This is a genomic window from Natrinema pallidum DSM 3751, assembly GCF_000337615.1.
GTDB classification, from domain to species: domain Archaea; phylum Halobacteriota; class Halobacteria; order Halobacteriales; family Natrialbaceae; genus Natrinema; species Natrinema pallidum.
The window spans coordinates 46,640-63,128 of sequence record NZ_AOII01000110.1 but is presented as its reverse complement, the minus strand read 5'-3'; the positions used below and the strand labels follow the sequence as shown (position 1 = coordinate 63,128).

8 protein-coding genes and 2 pseudogenes are annotated in these 16,489 nt (G+C 61.0%); 6 read left to right on the top strand and 4 right to left on the bottom strand.

Annotated features, from left to right (window positions below; translation table 11 throughout):
* Positions 1-142: 142 nt before the first annotated feature.
* Positions 143-1,825 (bottom strand): Na+/H+ antiporter NhaC family protein, encoded by a 1,683-nt coding sequence (locus C487_RS18455; protein ID WP_049908277.1) that lies wholly within the window; start codon positions 1,823-1,825, stop codon positions 143-145.
* A gap of 483 nt (positions 1,826-2,308) precedes the next feature.
* On the opposite strand from C487_RS18455, the gene C487_RS18450 reads away from it, so the two are divergent.
* From C487_RS18450 to C487_RS18435, 4 genes and pseudogenes are all read left to right on the top strand, one after another.
* Entirely contained in the window at positions 2,309-3,841 is a 1,533-nt protein-coding gene (locus tag C487_RS18450) for an aldehyde dehydrogenase family protein (protein ID WP_006187368.1), read from the top strand.
* 140 nt (positions 3,842-3,981) lie between these two features.
* Positions 3,982-4,782, top strand: coding sequence for an IclR family transcriptional regulator (locus tag C487_RS18445; protein WP_006187367.1), 801 nt, complete (start codon positions 3,982-3,984; stop codon positions 4,780-4,782).
* 541 nt (positions 4,783-5,323) lie between these two features.
* Positions 5,324-6,280: an arginase gene (gene rocF, locus C487_RS18440; RefSeq protein ID WP_006187366.1), complete on the top strand. Its 957-nt coding sequence runs from the start codon at positions 5,324-5,326 to the stop codon at positions 6,278-6,280.
* Positions 6,281-6,528: 248 nt separating this feature from the next.
* Positions 6,529-7,928: pseudogene (locus tag C487_RS18435) on the top strand (aminotransferase class III-fold pyridoxal phosphate-dependent enzyme).
* A gap of 480 nt (positions 7,929-8,408) precedes the next feature.
* Here C487_RS18435 and arcD read toward each other — a convergent pair.
* Positions 8,409-9,875 carry an arginine/ornithine antiporter ArcD gene (gene arcD, locus C487_RS18430; protein ID WP_006187365.1) on the bottom strand — a complete coding sequence of 489 codons (1,467 nt, stop codon included), beginning with the start codon at positions 9,873-9,875 and terminating at the stop codon, positions 8,409-8,411.
* A gap of 1,705 nt (positions 9,876-11,580) precedes the next feature.
* Here arcD and C487_RS18425 point away from each other — a divergent pair.
* Positions 11,581-12,971: pseudogene (locus C487_RS18425) on the top strand (class-III pyridoxal-phosphate-dependent aminotransferase).
* Between the two features lie 119 nt (positions 12,972-13,090).
* The gene (gene gdhB, locus C487_RS18420) at positions 13,091-14,380 is read left to right on the top strand and encodes a glutamate dehydrogenase GdhB (protein ID WP_006187364.1); all 1,290 of its coding nucleotides are present in this window, start codon (positions 13,091-13,093) and stop codon (positions 14,378-14,380) included.
* A 91-nt stretch (positions 14,381-14,471) separates the two neighbouring features.
* Here gdhB and C487_RS18415 read toward each other — a convergent pair whose 3' ends face one another.
* Both C487_RS18415 and C487_RS18410 read right to left on the bottom strand, forming a co-directional pair.
* A complete protein-coding gene (locus tag C487_RS18415) occupies positions 14,472-15,275 on the bottom strand; it encodes an IclR family transcriptional regulator (RefSeq protein WP_083864673.1) in 804 nt (267 codons plus the stop codon).
* Between the two features lie 196 nt (positions 15,276-15,471).
* A complete protein-coding gene (locus C487_RS18410) occupies positions 15,472-16,464 on the bottom strand; it encodes a ribonucleotide-diphosphate reductase subunit beta (RefSeq protein WP_006187362.1) in 993 nt (330 codons plus the stop codon).
* Positions 16,465-16,489 lie beyond the last annotated feature (25 nt).

The window sequence follows — 16,489 nt, the reverse complement described above, 5'->3', positions numbered from 1 at the left end:
CTTCGCCGGCTGAGATGGCTCTCACCCGCTTTTTTACGCACCACTTGCCGGAAATCGGGCGTGGGAAACGGCCGATTCGTCCCCGAAACCGTGCGGGGAAATACCAAGAGACGACGGCATACCGGTCGGATCGTCGCGGACGTTAATCGGACCCCTCCGTCGATTTGCCGCGATCCGAGTCGGCATCCTGCTTGACCAGGTCGATGTCACGTCGTCCTCCCCCGACGTCGATCCCTCTTCGAGTCGCATCGAATTCCGACAGGCCGTACACGAGCCCGACGAGCAGGACGACCCCAACCGGCAAGAAGACCAGTGGCGGCACGCCGACGAACCCGTACAGCAGGTAGCAGACGACGACCACGATCGCAACGGTCGTCGCGTAGTACGCCTGCGTCCGGACGTGGTCGACGAGGTCGGCGCCGGTAAAGGTCGATGAGAGAACGGTCGTATCGGAGATCGGTGACGTGTGATCGCCGAAAATCGCGCCGGAAAACACCGCCCCCACGATGGCGGGAGCAAGTCCGAACCCGCCGGTGAGATCGAACGCGACGGAGAGCGCGACGGGTGTCAGCAGACTCATCGTTGCCCACGACGATCCCATCGTGAACGAGATGAACGTCGCGGTGATGAAGACGGCAACGGGGAACACTGCGACCGGAATCGTGCCTTCGACCATCGTCGCGACGTACGCCCCCGTTCCCAGCGCATCGGCGACGGTACTGATCGACCACGCGAGGATCAGAATCGTCACCGCAGTCAGCATGAGTTCGAACCCTTCGAGGACCGCATCGACACCTTCGTCGGCGGAACACAGGTCGTATACGATACCGATCGTGAACGCCGTCATGACCATTGCGAACGACCCCCAGACCAACGCGGTCGTCCAGGACCCGTTGCCGGCAATGGTCGTCGTCGTTTCGACGAACGCCGTGAACTCGCCTGCGAGCAGTGACTCGAGCACCGGCTGGCCATCGTAGCCCGTCCGGAGCGCACTGCCGATCGTAACGGCGACCAGGACCACGATCGGAAGCAGGAACGTTCGAAGCATCGGCCGTTCGGTGATCGGGTCACTGAGATTGCCTTCGACTTCCTGTAGCGGGTCCGCATCGTCGTCGTTGACTTTGCCCGTTTGCCAGGCACGGCGCTCCGCCGTGAGCATCTCACCGTAATCCCGCTGCGTGACGACGATGATGCCGACCATGACGATCGCGAGAATCGCATAGGCGTTGTACGGGATCGACTCGAGGTAGACGGTGAAGACGTCCGGTGTCTGGACGCCCGCTTCGGCTTCGATGTTGCTGAAGGCCTCGTCGATCATCGACAACTGGAACGCGACCCATCCCGAAATTCCGATCGTCGCGACGGGAGCGGCCGTCGAGTCGACGATGTAGGACAACTTCTCGCGCGAGATGTTGACTCGGTCGGACGTTTCACGCATCGTGTTCCCGATGATCGCGGTGTTTGCATAGTCGTCGAAGAACAGTGCGATACCCAGCAGCCAGGCGACGACACCGACTTTCCGTCTGGTCTCGAGTCGCCTGCTGGCTACCTCCTGAATGGCGATAGCACCGCCCAGCCGCCAGATCAGTGCAACGCCCGACCCGAGGAGGAGCGTGAAAACCAGGATTTCCGCGTGAAACCCGCTATCGGCGATGATTGCTTCGACGATCCAGTCGAACGTCTGTCCAACGCCGAGTCCACCGGTATAGATGACGCCACCGACCCAAATGCTAACGAACAGTGAGAGAATTATGCGCCTCGTGGTAACTGCCAACGTGATTGCCAACAGTGGCGGTACGAGGGATAGTATGCCGAATTCACCCATGGGGCCTAATCTACCATACCCCTTGATAAGCCTTTCCATGGGTGATATACTATGACACGGGATTAATAGGTAGCGGAGCGGACGGGTTTCATGCCGTCCCGCATGTACAAGGTTGGCAACGCGTCGTAACGGCCGTCGCTGAGGGACGCCTCGACTCGAGGCGTTCGTTCCCGTCGTGCGTGTTTGTGCCGTGACGGCCGCGAGTTCCCATCACGATACCAGTCTATTTCAGAATATCAAACCGCATGTCCCGTTCCGTGTACATACGTATTGTTGTAATCTTATTTGGGTCATGTTATCTTTTAACGCTACTAGAGTGACCGCTTACCACGCTCTCCCGTTCATGTACGCTTCCCGTGCGGCTGCCGTACTCCTTCAAACGTAGGTTTGATATATACGAAATACGCCGCCCTCGGAGAACCACATCACGGACCGCTCACTCAAAGATGAACAATTATATGGGCCACAGGAGAAGGGTCAAGCGTGAGTCGATCAACAGCAAGTGGAGCCAATCTCCACTATATCAACGGCGAATGGACGAGCGGAACCGGCTCCGAAACCTTCGAGAGCGAAAGCCCCGCGACCGGCGAGACGCTGGCGACGTTCCAGCGCGGTACGGAGGCTGACGTCGACGCGGCCCTCGAGGCGGCGGACGAGGCCTTCGAGGAATGGCGGGAACTGTCGGCGATCGACCGCGCGGAGTACCTGTGGGAAATTTACCACGAGCTGCGGGAGCGCCACGAGGAACTCGGCGAGATCGTCTCGAAGGAGTGTGGCAAGGAGATCTCGGAAGGGAAAGCGGACGTCACCGAGGCCTGGCACATGGTCGAGTGGGCGGCGGGCAACGCGCGCCATCCACACGGCGACGTCGTGCCGTCGGAGATTCCGAGCAAGGACGCGTACATGCGGCGGAAACCACGGGGCGTCATCGGCTGTATCACGCCGTGGAACTTCCCGGTCGCGATCCCGTTCTGGCACATGGCCATCGCGCTGGTCGAGGGCAACACGGTCGTCTGGAAGCCCGCCGAACAGACGCCGTGGTGTGCCCAGATCATCGCCGAGATGTTCGAGGACGCCGGGATTCCCGATGGCGTCTTCAACATGGTCCAAGGCTTCGGCGACGCCGGCGCGGCGATCACCGACGACGAGCGCGTCGACACCGTCCTCTTTACCGGCTCGGCCGAAGTCGGCCACGAGATCGCCGGCAAAGTCGGCGGCGAACCCGGCAAGCTCGCGGCCTGTGAGATGGGCGGCAAGAACGGCATCGTCGTGACCGAGGAGGCCGACCTCGACATCGCCGTCCACTCGGCCGTCATGAGTTCGTTCAAGACGACCGGCCAGCGCTGTGTCTCCTCCGAACGGCTGATCATCCACGAAGACGTCTACGACGAGTTCAAGGAGCGATTCGTCGACATCGCCAGGGATATCGCCGTCGGCGACCCCCTCGAGGAGGACACGTTCATGGGGCCGGCGATCGAGGCCGACCACGTCGAGAAGATCAGCCGCCACAACGAACTCGCCCGCGAGGAAGGCGCGAACGTGCTGGTCGACCGGTTCGAACTCGAGGAGGACGAGATTCCGGACGGACACGCGGAGGGCCACTGGGTCGGACCGTTCGTCTACGAGATCGACTACGAGTCCGATCTGCGCTGTCTCAACGAGGAGTGTTTCGGCCCCCACGTCGCCCTTCTAGAGTACTCCGGTGACATCGAGGACGCGGTCGAGATCCACAACGACACGCCCTACGGGCTGGCGGGAGCGATCATCTCGGAGGATTACCGACAGATCAACTACTTCCGCGATCACGCGGACATCGGGCTCGCGTACGCGAACCTGCCGTGTATCGGTGCGGAGGTTCAGCTGCCGTTCGGCGGGGTCAAGAAGTCCGGCAACGGCTACCCGAGCGCCCGCGAGGCCATCGAGGCGGTCACCGAGCGCACCGCCTGGACGATGAACAACTCCAAGGAGATCGAGATGGCCCAGGGGCTGTCGGCCGACATCACGACCGACGAATAACTGGGCTCGCGAGTCGAATCGGCTGCGAATCGGCGGCGATTTTTTGCGGCACCGTCTCGAGGTCGGTTCCGGTTTCGCGTCCGAATAAACCCGTTTGATATATGCAAACGTTTAAGCGACGGCGCTATAGACGACGGACTATGTTCGGAACCGAAAAGGAAACGAACGGTCGGCGGGAGATCAAATCGGTCCACAAGATTGACGATATACTCGCTGTCATTAAACGACTCAACGAGGGGACGCTCACGGAGATCGCCGAGGAAGTCGATCTGACGAAGGGGACGGTCCACACGTATCTCCGGACGCTTCACAACTGTGGCTACCTCACGGAGGAGGACGGCGTCTACCGGCTCAGCTTACAGTTCATCACGGTCGCGGAACACGTACGAAACGAAACCAGCCTGTACATGGCGGGCCACGATGAAGTCGACGAACTCGCCGAACGCACCGGGGAATACGCACATCTCGTCGCTGAAGAACGCGGTCGAGAGGTCACCCTCTACGAGAGTCGCGGCGAATACGCGATCGCGACCGACTACCACCTCCGTCTGCGCGAGACGCCGCAGTACCTCCACCACAACGCCGCCGGCAAAGCGATGCTCGCGAACTTCGATGCGGACCGTCGGGACAGGATACTCGAAACTCAGGACCTCGAGGCACAGACGGACAACACGATCACGGACGAGGCCGAACTGCGGGACACGCTCGAGACGGTGCGAGAGAACGGCTATGCGCTCAACGACGAAGAGGAAATCCGTGGCATGCGCGCCGTCGGCGCACCGATCCGCGTTCCCGACGGCTCCATCTTCGGTGCAGTGAGCATGAGTGCACCGGCCAGCCGGTTGCAAGGCGAGCGGTTTCGGTCGGCTGTCCCCGAAATCGTCATGGAGACCGCGAATCTCATCGAGGTCAACCTCGAGACCGCACAGCGTGACGGCTGACCCGTCTCGATCTCGGTCCGCGAGTTGCGAAGAGTATATATGCTGCCGTAGAGTTACCGTGACGATACACGGAACCATGCCTGCTACGACCCAGCGACGGTGTCCAGCATGTGGCACTGCCATTGATACTTGTGACCCGGAACCGAGATGCGGAAACTGCTACTGGAGCAACGGCACGAAACAGCCGAGTGATTGAGACGTGTCCCCAGCAGTCTCACCGCTCGTAACCGTCGGGAAATTCGCTACCCGTACCCGCCAGCCGTCCCCATCACGCTCGCGAACGCGGGCGGTGTGACAGTGAGCGACGTCGAGTGGCTCCGGCACTCACCCGCCGGAACCGATCGCTCGATCGCGTCCATGACGACTGTGAGGGAGTCCTATTCGATCCCCAGCGGACGATCCGGACGGCGGTCGAGAAACGAGTTGTCTCGTGGCGAACTGCCGTCCGTCTCACCAAGTTGCTGCGACGTAGCGATGCGCAGGGCACGAGGACTGTAGCCTTGCCACCGAAACGGACCCATCGACAACTCTTCCCAACAGTATGACTACACCACCCGACTCCAGGACCGACCACCCGAACCGATCGACGACTCGAACCGTTCGCCTGCTCGGCGCACCGCTCGATCTCGGCGCGGATCGGCGCGGCGTCGACATCGGGCCGCGAGCCATCCGGTATGCGGATATCGCTGCCGAACTCGAAACAGCTGGCGTTAGGTGCACCGATTCCGGAGACCTGCGTGTCCCCCGACTCGAGCAGTGCGATACCCCGGCGACGGCGGACGATGCGAAGTATCTCGACGAGATCGCCGCTGTTACCGCCGAACTCGCGGACGAGGTTGCCGATACGATCGCGGACGGCGACGTTCCGATCGCCCTCGGCGGCGATCACGCGACTGCAATGGGAACCATCCGCGGCGCAGCACGAGCGGCGGACATCGGGGTTCTCTGGTTCGATGCCCACGGTGACTACAACACACCCGACACCTCTCCCAGCGGCAACGTCCACGGCATGCCCCTGGCAGCCCTCACTGGCTACGGCGAGTTCGACGACCTCGACTGGACGGCGGCCCCGACCGTCGACCCGTCGAATACCGTTATCGTCGGCGCACGACGCCTTGACGACGCCGAACGGCTCGCTCTCGAGGAAAGTGACGTCACCGTGTTCACGATGCACGATATCGACGAACGGGGTATCACCGCCGTCGTCGAAGACGCCCTCGATATCGCAACCGACGGCGTGGACGGGATTCACGTCAGCCTCGATCTCGACTGGCTCGATCCGACGGTCGCACCGGGCGTTGGGACCCCCGTACGCGGCGGCGTCGATTACAGGGAGGCCCACGCTGCACTCGAGTGCGTTGCCACCCGGGACAGCAACACGGGGCTGCTTCGCTCCGCCGATATCGTCGAAGTGAACCCGATTCTCGACCGGGATAACCGCACCGCGGAAGTCGCGGCCGAACTCGCCGCCAGTCTCCTCGGCAAACAGATCGCGTAACGCTTCGGTGGCCGTTCGACTGGCGCACCTGCTGCCATAGTCGCCACTGAAACGATTGATACACTGACTGCAACCCCGTCGTGCGGTCAGGTGTGTCGTGACGTTCAGTGGTTACTGTCGGGACGACCGACACGGCGTAGCGGGGACTTCCCGGAGTGACCCACGCGCCAGTCACGCGTCATCGCTCACGAAGTCACTGTTTTGTTGAAACCCCGAGTTTTAAGACACTCGTCTCCGTGCGTGTGAGTATGCAACGTGAAACAGCGGAGCCAGCCGTACAGCAACTGCCAGGCCCAACCGCGACGGAATGGGTCGATCTCCACCATCAGTCGGCGGCCACGAGTACGTACGTCTATGATTTCGTTTGGGACATCACCGAAGACGCCGTGGGGCCGTTCTGTACGGACGCGGACGGCAACGTACTGCTGGATTTCACGAGCCACGTCGCCGCCGCCCCGCTCGGCTACAACAATCCGAAGATTATGGACGACCTCCGCGAGTTCGACCTCGTGGACCCGCTGAAGATCGCCGGGCAGGATTTCTACGCTAGCACCGGTGGCACGCCCGACGACGCCGAACTCCCGGCACAGAGCCACCTGATGAACAAGCTGACCGAGATCACCGCCAAATACGACATGGACACGGTCTTCCTGTCGAACTCCGGGGCCGAGGCGGTCGAGAACGCGATGAAGATCTGTTACGATAACTGCGAGCAGCCCAAATACGGACTCACGTTCGAGGGCGCGTTCCACGGGCNGAGAACGCGATGAAGATCTGTTACGATAACTGCGAGCAGCCCAAATACGGACTCACGTTCGAGGGCGCGTTCCACGGGCGCACGCTCGGTGCACTCTCGCTGAACCGGTCGAAGTCCGTCCACCGCCGTGACTTCCCCGAACTCAGCGGCATCCACGACGTCCCCCACAGCATGGCCGGCGTCGAGCGTCTTCGCGAGAAACTTGACCCCGACCACGGTCACATCCCCCCCGAACAGGTCGCCTTCCTCATCCTCGAGCCGGTACAGGGCGAAGGCGGCTATCGGGTCCCCGACGCCGAGTTCATGAGCGCCGTCAACGACCTCTGTACCGAACACGACATCCCGCTCATCGCCGACGAGATTCAGTCCGGCGTCGGTCGCACCGGTGAGATGTGGGCGTCGGACCACTTCGACTTCGAGCCGGACGTCATCACGAGCGCCAAAGCGCTTCGCGTCGGCGCGACGATTTCGCGGTCGGAACTGTTCCCCGACGAGAAAGCGCGCATCTCATCGACGTGGGGTGCCGGTGACATCCTCTCCTCGATTCAGGGGTCGCTCACCCTCGCTGCGATCGACGAACACGACTTGCTCGATCACGCCGACCGACAGGGCAAGGGGCTCCTCGACCGTCTCGCACCCCTTCAGGACGAGTACCAGGCCCTCGAGGACGTACGCGGCCTCGGACTCATGGCCGCCGTCGAGTTCGAGACTCCCGACCAACGTGAAGCGGTCATGGAAGCCGCGCTCGAGCGCGGCCTGTTAACGCTTGGCTGTGGGAAGAAGACGCTCCGACTGCTGCCGCCGCTGGACGTTCGAGACCGCGAACTCGACATCGCCGTGGAACTCCTCGACGAGGCGATCGCGAGCGTCAGTCGAACCGCGACCGTCTGACTGCCACCTGCGGGTCCGACGACGGACCACACACGAGCGACCGCATCGGTCTCCGCCTTCGAACACTGGGTCGCGCGTCGGGCCGTCCTGCTGAGCCGTTTCTACCTCCGTGCTGATCGTTCCGCGCGCGTTCCGAGCGACGCGTCTCTAAACGAACCCGGCGGACGGCGAGCCTCACCGCTCCGAAATCGAAACGCGATGGTCGGAGGACATGGACGCGAGATCAGGCGACGAACGCCTCTGCGCCCCGGCCGAATATACCCCTAGACTGAACTGCTGCACTCGCTTCTCGAGCCCGCTCCGATGCGAGGCGATTCGATACTGGACACGGTGTCGCTATCCGGGTGCGACGCGTGGCTCGTCCCGAACGCCCCGCTCTCTCGCTCGAGTCGGCGGCGACGACGCTCGGACGAATCGGATTCGACGACGTGCGGTAAGTCGGGGTAGAATATCGAGCCGCGTCGAACGGCCGGGCGAGCCTTACTCGCGCTCGGCCGGGACGGTCTCGGCGTGCTCGACTGCGGCACTCTCCGCGTCTGCCGCTTCCTTGTAGGTAATGTTCCACCCAGTGATACCCATCAGGATGAGTAGCAGGGGTGAGAGAAAGCCGAGGAAATAGTACGGCGCGTATTCGAACGTGCTGACGCCGAGCGTTCCCGCCATGAAGACGGCACCACTGTTCCACGGGACGAGCGCGCTCGTCACCGTCCCGGACGATTCGATGGCTCGGGAGAGGTTTTCGCTCTTGAGGTCCTTTTCTTCGTACAGGTTCCGTAGCGTGATCCCCGGCACGACGATGCTGACGTACTGCTCCGCGGCGAGGATGTTCATCGACACGGCCGAGAACGCGGTCACGCCAGTCAGGCTTGCAACGCTACGGCTCAGGCGGCCGAGATGATGAGCGAGGACGGCGATAATACCGGTGCTTTCGAACATTCCGCCGAGTGCGAGCGCGGAAATGGCGATCGTCACGGCCCACGAGCCGCCGACCATTCCGCCGCTGGCCAGGAGGTCGTTGACGACCTCGAGTCCGGTTTCGGGACTCGTACCGCTCTGGGCCACCGTCCAGATCTGCTCGAAGCCCGTGTCTTGTAGCACGAGCGCGGTCCCCGCGCCGGCAAAGATTCCCGTCCCGAGGGCAGGTATCGCGGAAATGCCGTATATCGCGAGCGCGAACGTGACCACGATCGGGAGGAACGCGAGCGGTGAGATCGTGTACGTGCCGGCGAGTGCCGTCTGTATCTCGGCGACTCGATCGGCCGGAATGGACCCGGAGGCACGGAGGCCGAGGATCGCGAACAATATGACGCTGATCCCGAACGCGAGCGTCGTTCCGTTCCGCATCGCGTTGATGTGGTCGTAGAGATCGGTGTTGGTGACGGCTGCTGCGAGGTTCGTCGTGTCCGACAGCGGTGACTGCTTGTCACCCGTATACGCTCCAGTGAGGATCGCTCCGGCCGTCATCGGTGCAGGGAGGCCGAGCCCGGAGCCGATTCCGATGAAGGCGACGCCGAGCGTCCCCGCTGCCGTCCACGAGGACCCGATGGCGAACGTGATAACCGCCGTTATCACCGCGGTCATCGGGAGGAACACTGCGGGAGTCAGTAGACTCAGCCCGTAGTACATCATCGCGGGAATCGTTCCCGCGTGGATCCACGTGGAGATGAGCGCATACACGATAAAGAGAATGAACACCACCTGCAGCCCCATCAGGAGGCTTTGGGAGATCCCATTGTACAACGTGTCCCACGAGACGCCGAGCCAGTAGTAACTAAACAACCCGGTAAACGTGATGCCCCAGAACAGGGGAAACTGCGGATCGAGCCCGTATATTCCGATTCCAATACCAAGGAACGTCAGCATTCCCGCGACCGGTATCAGCGCCTCTCCCAACGAGGGACGCGCGTCCGGATCGAGATCTTCGAAGAGTTGAATATCGTATTCCATTGTTCTCAGACGCTACAGACCAAGCGAGATCCGGACGCTTCCGCGGTCCACGTAGCCGTTCCTCGAGACCCACTCGTCAGTATAGCCGCTGCGTAAGGGTAGGGTTGACAATGCATGCCGGTTCAACGGTTGCAATGATAGTTTATGTATCTTGTGCTCTCGCAGACCGTCTCGTCGCTGTCCCTATGATACCATAGCTCATGATAGGGCACCAATTAGTTTGACTATACCGAATAAATATATGGGTTGTGGAGGTGCACTTAGACGGTGCGAAACCCACTCTCAGGGGCTGGTGCGTTCCGTTCGTTCCGTGCGGGAATCGTGCTCGGCTCGGACCGGTACCTGCTCGAGCGAACCGCGGACGTTCGCTATCGCTTCGGTTCGAGTTTCCATCGCACCAGTTCTCGAAACGATCCCGGTGCAGTTCGCCTTCCACTCTCCACCGGTTGCCTTCTTCGGAGCGGGAGTCAGGGATGCCGACAGCGACGAGAGCGTAGGCCGGGCCGCGTGACGGTCGGAAACCGGGTTTGGACACGGCTGTCAATTCGTTTCGGAACGCTTGTGGGGTCTCCGATACACTCACAATCCGTTGCATCGTCGGGCCTGTCGAACGCGGCGACGCCTGCTTGTCGTCTTGCCAGTTCCGCTTCGATACGGGAAAACACGGCTTGTTTACATGGGGCTGTTACAATCATATATGTGTAATCGACTGTTTGATTCACGGTCGAGTCCGTCGAGAGCCCGGCCAGCATGGCCGGGATACTTGTTTGATGTATACGAACTCGGGCCGGTATTGCCTGCTCGAGTCCGCGTTTCGAGTCGCGTTCTGCTGTCGACCTGGGCGTCTCGCGGTGTAACGGCCTAGTTCGAACGGATTGTGATCAGCGACGGATCCGATCGGTACGGGGGCAAACGGAACGCGCACTGCTATTCCGGCCGGCCGTACAATCGTCGTCCGATGGAAAAGCGGGTCTCTCTCTGAAGCATGTGACACGCCGATCGCCCAGCCGTCACGCCAGCAGGTATACGGTGAGGTGTACGGCTGGTATCGTTTCCGTTCGACCGACGACCCGTTGTGGCTGGTCCGTGGTTTCTGCTGTTGTTCCTCCTTGCTCCACGTCTAGCCGCTGTTCTCGAGTTCCCGGGTTCGTCTACAACGATATTCGTTCTCCTGCTCCCCGCTGAAGCGGATCTCGGCGTACCCGCCGCTGCTCCGGAACCGTTCCGCACGATTCGCGGAAGTCCCCTCGGCACCGAACCGATGATGCGGTGTGACTGTGACACCTGTTATTGGACCCGGATCAGTCGCGGGCCGAGCGATCGATTCGATGGCTGGAACCGTGTTACGTCGACCGGAACGAATACCGGACGAACGGAGCCACAACCATCGATTGACGGTCTCGTTCGTTCCGCATTGATCCGCGTACGGACCCGTTCGGGACTGTCAAAGGGATTCCCTCCGGTGACCGTCGATTTTCACCCGTAGTCATGTTGTTGTGGTCGGATGATAAGCCTATCCGCCCGAACTTATACATACATATGCTTGTAATGGCTGTCCTTCGTTCCGGACCGGAGTGATCGACGACCGACAGATGCTTACGTACGAATTGTTTTGATAATCTCAAATATCTGTTTCCGTTTCCCCCGCGTCGACACGCGGGTATTGTACGAAATATTTATATTGTGGTAGCCGACAGGACAGTGTATGCAGCGAGAAAAAGCTGAGCCAACAGTCCAAAAATTACCGGGACCAAAGGCCCAGGAGTGGGTCGAGTTTCACAGCGAGGCGGCAGCAACGAGCACGTACGTCTATGATTTCGTCTGGGACATCACCGAGGATGCGGTCGGTCCGTTCTGTACCGACCCCGACGGCAACGTTCTGCTCGATTTTACGAGCCACGTCGCTGCTGCTCCGCTCGGCTATAACAACCCGAAACTGATGGACAAGTTGCGGGAGTTCGACCTGGTCGATCCGCTGAAAATCGCGGGACAGGACTTCTACGTCAGCACTGGCGGAACGCCGGACGACACGGAACTCCCCGGCCCCGCCCATCTCATGGACACGTTGACCGACATCACCGAGCAGTACGGGATGGATACGGTCTTCCTGTCGAACTCCGGGGCCGAGGCGGTCGAGAACGCGATGAAGATCTGTTACGATAACTGCGAGCAGCCCAAATACGGACTCACGTTCGAGGGCGCGTTCCACGGGCNGAGAACGCGATGAAGATCTGTTACGATAACTGCGAGCAGCCCAAATACGGACTCACGTTCGAGGGCGCGTTCCACGGGCGCACGCTCGGGACGCTCTCGCTGAACCGGTCGAAATCCGTTCATCGTCGCGACTTCCCCGAACTCAGCGGCATCCACGACGTCCCCCACAGCATGGCCGGCGTCGAACGCCTCCGCGAGAAACTTGACCCCGACCACGGTCACATCCCTCCCGAACAGGTCGCCTTCCTCATCCTCGAGCCGGTTCAGGGTGAAGGTGGCTACCAGATTCCGGAACCGGAGTTCATGCGTGCGGTTAACGACCTCTGTGACGAACACGACATCCCGCTCATCGCCGACGAGATTCAGTCCGGCGTCGGCCGGACCGGTGAGATGTGGGCGTCGGACCACTTCGACTTCGAGCCGGACGTCATCACGAGCGCTAAAGCGCTTCGCGTCGGCGCGACGATTTCGTCCGCGGATATCTTCCCCGAGGAGAAGAGCCGTATCTCATCGACGTGGGGTGCCGGTGATATCCTCTCCTCGATTCAGGGGACGCTCACGGTCGCGGCCATACGGGAACACGACCTCCTCAGCCACGCGACACAGGCCGGCGAGCGGTTCCTGGGTCAGCTCGAGGACCTGCAGGAGAGTCATCCCGAGACGGTCGTCGACGTTCGCGGACTCGGTCTGATGACCGCGGTCGAGTTCGATACGAAAGACCGTCGGGAGGCGGTCGTCGACGCTGCCCTCCAGCGAGGGCTACTGACGCTTGGCTGCGGGCAAAAGACGCTCCGACTGCTCCCGCCGCTGGACGTTCGCGAGCGCGAACTCGACATCGCCGTCGATCTCCTCGACGACGCGATCGATCACGTCGAATCGTAACCGAGTAGCCAGTTGATGATCGCGCGGCTCTGTCGACACGATCCGGGCACGCGCCCACGCGTTCGCGACGCCCGTTGCCGGCCGATCACGACTCTCGACACCACCACCCGACTTCAATAATGACACAGAAGCAGACCACCCACTCCGAATCGGACAGCGAATCGACGACCGAATCACCTCTCGAAACGGCTCGTCGGCAGCTCCGTACCGCTGCGGGCCGGACCGATGTCGACGACGGCGTCATCGAACGCCTCAAACACCCGACCAGAGTCGTCGAGGTTTCCATTCCGCTCGAGCGGGACGACGGCTCCGTCGACGTCTTTACGGGGTATCGAGCACAGCACGATGACGTTCGCGGCCCCTATAAGGGCGGGCTCCGCTATCACCCCGAAGTCAACGCCGACGAGTGTGTCGGCCTCGCGATGTGGATGACGTGGAAATGTGCTGTTATGGATATCCCGTTCGGCGGCGGGAAAGGGGGGATCGTCGTCGATCCGAAGGAACTCAGCGACGACGAGAAAGAGCGCCTCACCCGACGGTTCGCGGAAGAAATCCGAGACGAGGTCGGTCCCAGCAGGGACATCCCCGCACCCGATATGGGAACCGACGCACAGACGATGGCCTGGTTCATGGACGCGTACAGCATGCAGGAAGGGGAAACGATTCCCGGCGTCGTCACCGGCAAACCACCCGTCATCGGCGGGAGTTACGGTCGCGAGGAAGCCCCCGGGCGGAGCGTCGCCATCGTCGCGCGGGAAGCGATCGAGTACTACGACGAGAGCCTTGACGACGTGTCGATCGCGGTCCAAGGGTACGGGAGCGTCGGTGCGAACGCTGCCCGCCTGCTCGACGAGTGGGGCGCGGACATCGTTGCCGTCAGCGACGTCAACGGCGGTCTGTACGACCCCGACGGACTGCAGACACAGGACGTTCCATCCCACAAGGAGGAGCCGGAGGGCGTGATGCGGTACGACAGTTCGAACACGGTTTCCAATGAGGAACTCCTCGAACTGGACGTGGACGTTCTCATCCCGGCTGCCATCGGGAACGTCATCACGGCCGACAACGCGGATCGAATCCAGGCCGACATCATCGTCGAGGGCGCAAACGGCCCGACGACCTCGACCGCGGATACGATCCTTCACGAGCGCGGTAAACACGTTATTCCCGACATTCTCGCGAACGCCGGCGGTGTCACCGTCTCCTACTTCGAGTGGCTCCAGGATATCAACCGCCGAACGTGGTCCAAAGAGCGGGTCAACGACGAACTCGAGTCGGCGATGCTCGACGCGTGGACCGACGTGAAGGCGGAAGTCGATGCCGGTGACATGAGCTGGCGGGATGCGGCGTACGTCGTGGCGCTCAACCGCATCGGCGAGGCAAAGGAGGCCCGCGGACTCTGGCCATAGCGCGGTCGGCCGACGTACCGCAGCTATCGCTCACGGCGGAAGTGCCGTCGACGATCCGTGAGAAACTCCGTTTTTGACGCGGCTCCCGAACTTAGCGTGGCTTCTGGACGCCGGCCGTCTCGAGGTTCACCTCGATGATATTGGCTGCTTCCATTACTAATTCGGGAATCTCGGATTCGAAGTAGTCCCCCGAAAGACGACTGGTTGGTGCTGTTACGCTTATCGCCCCACAGACGGTGGCGTCGGTTCCCGTGATCGCGGTTCCGACGGAGCGCATTCCCCGTACTTCCTCTTCGTCGTTGACCGCGTATCCCTGGGCTTGGATCCGGTCGAGTTCATCGAACAGCGTTTCGAGATCGGTGATCGTCTTTTCGGTTCGTTGGACGAACCCCTGTTGGTCGACGATCTCCCGGACCCGGTCTCGGTCGAAACACGCGAGCATCGCCTTTCCGGCCGCCGTGTGGTACAGGTACTGTGGTGACTCCCGCATTCGAAGGTGGTAATCCATCGCGATCGCCCTGTCGCCGCTACTTTCGTAGAGCGTTACTTCTTGTCCCTGACACTCGACTGTGAGATGGACCCACTCACCCGTCTTCTCCGCGAGTTTTTCCACCTCGTCCTGACCCGCGCGGTAGATGTCGGTTTGATTTCGGACGCTCTCACCCATCGTTACCAGCCGTACCCCGAGCCGATACTCCTTCCCCGATTTCGTAATGAACCCCTCGTTCTCCAGCGTCTCGAGATACGTGTGGACCGTCCCCTTCGAAATATCGACTTCGTTACAAAGATCGGTAAACGTCGGCGTCTCGAGATATTGGATCGCTTCCAGAATGGCACTCGCTGTCTGAATGGATTTGATCCGGCGGGGAGAACCGGCCGAGTCGTCGGCGTGCATGTCGTTCATGTGTTCACCGCGGCATATAGGTTTGTATATGACAAACTCCGATCGGAGACGGTCCCACGCCAACGCGGCACTCGGTGTTGTGAAACAAAACCGGCTGCTCGAGTCGCCGAGCAGCAGTTGCGACGACAACGCTCAGCGACACGTGGTTCTTATCGGGCCGTCGCCGGCGACGGCCCGGCCGTCCGGTCTACCACTCGAGGCTGCCGCCGCTCTGGTATTCCGTTACCTGCGTCTCGAAGAAGTTCTTCTCCTTGTTCAGATCGACCTGTTCGGACATCCACGGGAACGGGTTTTCGGTCCCGTACTGTTCGGGTAAGTCGAGTTGCTCGAGTCGCCGGTCGGCGATGTGCTCGACGTATTCGGCGAACTGCTCGGCACTCATCCCCAGGAGTCCGTCAGGGCAGGCTTCGTAGGCGTAGATCTGTTCTAATTCGACGGCTTCGGTTATCAGATCGATCACTTCGTCACCGAACTCGTCGGTCCACGCGCTGGGATGTTCCGCCCGAATCTGGTTGATGAGATCGATTCCGAATCCCAGATGGAGCGACTCGTCGCGCATGATGTATTCGAACTGTTGACCGACGCCAACCATCTTGTTTTGGCGTTTTAGTCCGAGCATCATCGCGAAGCCGGCGTAAAAGAATAGGCCTTCCATGATGACGTAGAAGCCGACGAGATCACGGAGGAAATCGCGTCGGTCCTCATCCGTCTCGATGGTGAAGCCGTCCGTGTCGAGTACCCGCGTCAAGTCGACCACGAACTCGTCTTTCTCCTGTATCGATGGGACGCGGTCGTACATTCCATAGAGGTATTCGGGGTCGAATCCGAGCGAGTCACAGCAGTAGATGAACGTATCCGTGTGGATGGCTTCCTCGTACGCTTGCCGGAGCAGATACTGCCGGCATTCCGGGGCAGTAACGTGGTCGTACACCGCGAGCACGATGTTGTTAGCTGTCAGCGATTCGGCCGTCGAGAAGAACCCCAGGTTCCATTCGATGAGTTGTCGCTCGGCATCGGAAAGGGCGTCGCCGTTCCACTGGGTGATGTCGTCCTGCATCGGAATCTCCTCGGGCACCCAGTTGTTGTTCACGCCGGCTTCGTAGTATTCGCGAGCCCATCCGTAGTCGATCGGAAGTATTTTGTTCGGGTCGTGTTCGGCGTCATTATTGATGATCGGCATCGTTGTAGTGGTTGTAAACGTAAGT

Coding starts and splice junctions, on each gene's coding strand:
- C487_RS18455 (WP_049908277.1), bottom strand. CDS start 1,825: ATGGGTGAATTCGGCATACTATCCCTCGTACCGCCACTGTTGGCAATC.
- C487_RS18445 (WP_006187367.1), top strand. CDS start 3,982: ATGTTCGGAACCGAAAAGGAAACGAACGGTCGGCGGGAGATCAAATCG.
- rocF (WP_006187366.1), top strand. CDS start 5,324: ATGACTACACCACCCGACTCCAGGACCGACCACCCGAACCGATCGACG.
- arcD (WP_006187365.1), bottom strand. CDS start 9,875: ATGGAATACGATATTCAACTCTTCGAAGATCTCGATCCGGACGCGCGT.
- gdhB (WP_006187364.1), top strand. CDS start 13,091: ATGACACAGAAGCAGACCACCCACTCCGAATCGGACAGCGAATCGACG.
- C487_RS18415 (WP_083864673.1), bottom strand. CDS start 15,275: ATGCACGCCGACGACTCGGCCGGTTCTCCCCGCCGGATCAAATCCATT.
- C487_RS18410 (WP_006187362.1), bottom strand. CDS start 16,464: ATGCCGATCATCAATAATGACGCCGAACACGACCCGAACAAAATACTT.